The organism is Pseudoalteromonas sp. Z1A6 (assembly GCF_011378745.1).
Lineage (GTDB): Bacteria > Pseudomonadota > Gammaproteobacteria > Enterobacterales > Alteromonadaceae > Pseudoalteromonas > Pseudoalteromonas arctica.
The window spans coordinates 1-3,325 of the sequence record NZ_WTKW01000412.1; the positions used below are offsets into that span (position 1 = coordinate 1).

A 3,325-nucleotide genomic window follows, 5' to 3' on the forward strand; every position below is an offset into this window, starting at 1 on the left:
AATCAGATAACCTTATATTTTGTGTATCACCTTTCTTATTTAATTTTGTTCTCTTAAATCTACCATTTATAATTTCTTCATAAAGAGGGTGATCTTTTTCATGGATACAAAACAAAACTGCGAGAACGAGTACATCTACTTTTTTACCACTTGGTAAATTTGTAATAATGGCAGTTATACGTTCAGTAATTTGAATCGCTGTTCTAGGTTGTATATGAAACGCATCTAATATAACTGAGATATTAGCTAAAGCGGTTTCGGGCGTTTTTGTCCGAGGGAGAAGCTCAATTTTTTTACTTTCTAAATACTCAGATCCAAATTTAATTGTATCGCTATGTACTGATAAAAAATCCTTCAAAGCAGGTCGTTTTAAGCTATAGCGGCTATTAAAAAAGCGGCCTAGATAAATCTTAGCATCAAAGCCTTCACCATAAATTGATTTAATTGTATGTTGAAGTTGCTCGGTATCCGTAGCCACAACAAATACTATTCCTTTAACATCAAAAATATGTTTAATCGTCTCAAGCATTTCTACTGCATAACTTGGGCGACAACGGTCTAATTCATCAATAAAAATAAATATGGGTAACGACTTATCTTTTTGCTCTTCAAACTTACTTACCCAATCAGCTAACTTATACTTTATAACTTCAACGCTTTTGTTTTTAGCCTCATGATCTTTAATCAAATTTTGTGCAAGCGCCTTTACTGCGGGCGAAAAGTCACTGCCAGTCAGTTTATTAGAATTTTGCTTTTGGTCGCTATCAATTTCATCATCAGAAAATAGCAATGTATGTAGTTCATCTAAATCAATACCAGATATCTTTTTAGTTAAACCTTGTGCAATAGCAGGTGCAACAGCCTTAAATATCGAAACGGCGCTTTTAGGTATGGTTATATTAAACTTCGCCTGAAGTTGAAGCTGCTTGATGATACCCGCAATTACAGTTAAAAATGGATCGTCTGAGTAATCTTGCTGCCACGCATCAATATAAACTACAGGGTAATCTACTATTAATTCCTGCGACCAACGCTTAAGAAAATATGTTTTACCTGCCCCCCATTCTGCATTTAAGTTTAATACATAGTTTTTCTTTTGGTCTTCATCAGGTCTGGTTTCGTCAAACCCTTCTTGAGCCAATAGTCTTGATAAAAAAGTTGCGTAGCGAGCACGATCTAATTTATCTGCAGGAAAATATTCACCTACCGAGCGGTTAGTTTCCGTGTTCCAATTGAAGTCTTTAATTTCAGTCATTTAATATCCTTTTAAATAATGCTTTTCATATAGTGCAATATAGAATTATCAACAGTTGCATTTATTTCGGGCTAACGCCCGACGCGCTAGCAAGCTAAGCGCCTACAAAAACAATGCATATATTTAACGTTAAAGCTGCAAAGTGGATTGGAGATCCGTTGGGTTTCGTGTCACTCAACCTACGTAGCTATAAACGAGCTGTCACCACTTAATAAATTACTGTAAATGATTACGGCTTTAAAAGTCTTTTTCTGGATTGTTTAAATACTTTAGACCAATGGTCACTATGCGTGTATGTACCATTGTTATAACGCGTATTTGCACATTACCAATAACAACAATATCGCCTTTGCTGACTTCTCCTGAAAGCTTTTGGTTAATTACTTCTTCCAAGCTTATCTCTTCTGGGGCATCTATTTGCATGTGATAAGAGTAAAATATATCGCCTACCAACGTTACCCCTTTCACTTTAAGTTCGTTGTGCGCTAAGTGGCTATCTTGATGGTTTGTTTTATCGGTTGCTGTAAAAACTAAATCAACAAAAGGTCTGTTATCTGGTTTTAAAACAACAAATAAGTGGTCATTTGCTTTTAACTTAGTTGAGCCTCGTGGCGGGATGATTGACGGACCCCGCGTGATCATAGCAACAACCACACTCTCAGGAAGTGCCGCATGTGACAAGCTACGCCCAGAAACCCGCGAAACGTCACTTAAAGTGTATTCTACAATTTCTATATCAATATCGTTTAGTGCTGTGATTTCGAGCGTTGCAGCAGCGAGATCAGGTGGCGGCTCTACTAAATTTAGTTTTTTAGCCATCCAAGGCATTGTTGAACCCTGTAACGTGGCTGAAATTAACACCACGAAAAAAACCACATTAAAAATAAGCTCTGCCCCTGAAAGGCCAAATAGTAATGGGAATATAGCTAAAATAATGGGTACTGAGCCTCTAAGGCCAACCCAAGATACAAACAAAGTTTCGCGATTATTAAAGCCAAACAGTTTTAAAATAGGCGCTACAGCTAATGGGCGAGCAACAAAAATAAGTGCCAGTGCAATAAGCAATCCTTCTAACCATACATCAACCAATGACGATGGGTTAATAAGGAGCCCTAATACAACAAACATGGTTATTTGCCCAAGCCATGCTAAGCCGTCATGAAACAGAAAAATACCGCGTTTATATACAAACTTACTGTTACCTAAAATAACACCTGTTATAAATACAGCTAAAAAACCACTGCCGCCAAGCGTTGCAGAAAGGCCAAATGAAAGCAGTCCAAAGGCTGTTACCATCACTAAATACAAACCCGATGCATTTAGTTTAATTCGATTAATAAACCAAACCGATACCTTACCAATTAAAAGACCACAAATAGCGCCAACACCCATTTGTTGAGCAAATAACTGTAGTAAACCCAGCCCTATTGGCATGTCGTTAACAAGCATTTCGAGCAAACCAACCGTTAGAAAAATAGCCATTGGATCGTTCGAGGCACTTTCTATTTCAAGCGTAGATTTAAGCTTTTTGTTTAAGTGAATACCCGCACTTCGTAAAAGCGCAAACACTGCTGCGGCATCTGTAGAGCCAACAATGGCGCCCAGTAAAACACCTTGTAATATGGGCAGGTCTAAAATATAAGTGGCCACAAGGCCTGTAATTACAGCGGTAAATAACACCCCGACGGTTGCTAAAGCAGACGCGGGTTTCCACACTTGTTTAATTGAACTGGTAGGCGTTTGTAAACCGCCATCAAATAGAATAATGGCAAGCGCAAGAGTACCCAAAGCATGTGCAGCCTCTGCGTTGTCGAATGAAATACCTGCAATACCGTCTTCACCTGCGAGCATACCTACAAGTAAAAATAGCACCAGCACAGGTAAGCCAACGCGTGCAGATAACTTGCTCGAGATCACTCCTAGTAAAATTAATATGGCACTAACGAGAATGATATTATCAATTGCAAACATAGTGTGGATTTACAGCCTTATATGAATTATACCAATCCGCAATAATACTTAGTCATTTTGCGGGGCTAAACGTGTCGCTACCTGCGTTAAAAAATTCTC

The 3,325-nt window shown here is 38.2% G+C and carries 2 protein-coding genes; both read right to left on the bottom strand.

Annotation, left to right across the window (positions count from 1 at the left end; translation table 11 throughout):
• Positions 1 to 1,255, bottom strand: a 1,255-nt coding sequence (locus tag GQR46_RS17885; protein WP_165741829.1) for a P-loop NTPase fold protein, incomplete at its 3' end; no start/stop codon positions are given.
• Between the two features lie 237 nt (positions 1,256 to 1,492).
• Complete coding sequence (locus GQR46_RS17890; RefSeq protein WP_165741831.1) at positions 1,493 to 3,226, bottom strand: potassium/proton antiporter; 1,734 nt, start codon at positions 3,224 to 3,226, stop codon at positions 1,493 to 1,495.
• Positions 3,227 to 3,325: the final 99 nt, after the last annotated feature.